The sequence below is a fragment of the Oscillibacter sp. KLE 1728 genome, from assembly GCF_934833455.1.
Classification (GTDB): Bacteria; Bacillota; Clostridia; order Oscillospirales; family Oscillospiraceae; genus Oscillibacter; species Oscillibacter welbionis.
Map to the genome: position 1 here is coordinate 1 of NZ_CAKVVF010000052.1, position 1,346 is coordinate 1,346.

The window sequence follows — 1,346 nt, forward strand, 5'->3', positions numbered from 1 at the left end:
AACCCTCACATACAGAGTCAGAGTCTGCTGTGCTACCCTTACACAAACCCGCTATGAAGTTGTGTTCACTCCGCAGCGAACAGATATTATTATACAGAAAAGCGTGATTTTGTCAACCCCCTTTTTTATTTTTTTCCACATGTTTTTTCAAGCGGGCGCGTAATCCCGATCCCGCGCCCGCCACTATGTAAGACCGTTCACTGGCCCCGCAGGCCGTCCAGAAAGCCCCGGAGGAATCCGCCGCCCCGTCGCCTGCTCCCATCTTTCTCCATACGGTCCGCTGCCTCCTGGGCGCCCGCATACCCTTGCTTCGCTGCGGCCTGATAGAGTTCTCTCGCCTGCCTCAGATCCCGGGGCACGCCTTTGCCGTGCTCATAGCACCAGGCCAGATTATACTGGGCACGGGGCTCGGACTCCTCCACTGCCTGGCGGTACCACTTCACCGCATCTGCCCAGCTCTGGGCCACGCCGACACCGGTCTCGTACAGATATCCCAGGTTGCAGGCTGCCACCCGGTCGCCGCCCTCTGCAGCCTGCCGGTACAAATCGGCTGCCTTGGCCGGGTCCTTCGCCACGCCGTGGCCGAACTCCCAGCAGACGCCCAGGTTGCACTGGGCACGGGGATAGCCCTGCTCCGCCGCCGCCTGATACCAGCGGACAGCCTCTTGCCAGTTCTGTTCTACACCCTCTCCGGTCTCATACAGATATCCCAGGTTGCACTGGGCGGCCGCGTCCTCCCGCTCCGCCGCCTGTCGGTACAGCCGGGCTGCCTCCGCGGCGTCCCGCTCCACGCCTTCGCCCCGCTCGTAGCACACGCCCAGGTTGCACATGGCCGCCGCGGAACCGGCATCCACCGCCCTGCGATACCAGTGGACCGCCTCTTCCCAGTTCTGTTCCACGCCGCGGCCGTATTTGCAGCAGATGCCCATACAGAACATCCCCCGGGGGTCCTCCTGGTCCGCCGCCTGTCGGTACCAGTGGACAGCCCGCTTCCAGTTCTGCTCCACGCCCTTGCCGTACTCATAGCACCAGGCCAGGTTGCACTGGGCACGGGGCATCCCCTGCTCCGCAGCAGCGCGGTACCACCGCACCGCCTCCTCCCAGCTCTGCTCCACGCCCTCGCCGCTCTCATACAGGAATCCCAGATTGCACTGCCCGGCGGCATTGCCCGCCTCGGCCGCCTGGCGATACAGGCTCACAGCCCTGCTCAGGTCCCGCTCCACGCCCTCACCGCGTTCATAGCACACGCCCAGGTCGCACATGGCCGCCGCGGAACCCGCGTCCGCCGCTTTTTGATACCAGGCCACTGCCTCCGTGCTGTTCTGCGTCACACCGCGGCCATAGTC

The 1,346-nt window shown here is 64.4% G+C and carries 1 protein-coding gene; it reads right to left on the bottom strand.

The annotated features are described in order from the left end of the window. Positions 1-197: 197 nt before the first annotated feature. A partial coding sequence (locus QVE23_RS11030) for an SEL1-like repeat protein (protein WP_502919080.1) occupies positions 198-1,346 on the bottom strand: 1,149 nt, incomplete at its 5' end.